Source organism: Mediterraneibacter sp. 210702-DFI.5.30, from assembly GCF_020560115.1.
In the GTDB taxonomy this organism is placed as follows: Bacteria; Bacillota; Clostridia; order Lachnospirales; family Lachnospiraceae; genus Mediterraneibacter; species Mediterraneibacter faecis.
On the sequence record NZ_JAJCME010000133.1, the window covers coordinates 1 to 250 of the forward strand.

The following is a 250-nucleotide window of genomic DNA, read 5'->3' on the forward strand; positions in this document are numbered from 1 at the left end:
GTTCATGATCAAAGCGCTAGTGGTCAAACGCTGTATATTGAGCCAGCCAGTACAGTTGATCTGAATAATCGTCTGCGTCAATCGCAAATCGAAGAACGGCAAGAGGACAGAAGAGTCCTAGCAGCTCTTTCAACGATGCTGGCTCCTTATCGGCTGGACATTCAGAATAATGCCAAGATTCTGGGACATCTGGATTTTGTCAATGCCAAGGCTAAAATGGCCCATGACACCAAGGCAACACTGCCTTTGC

The 250-nt window shown here is 47.2% G+C and carries 1 pseudogene; it reads left to right on the top strand.

Annotation, left to right across the window (positions count from 1 at the left end):
* A pseudogene (locus tag LI126_RS14980) lies at positions 1-250 on the top strand (endonuclease MutS2); the annotation flags it as partial.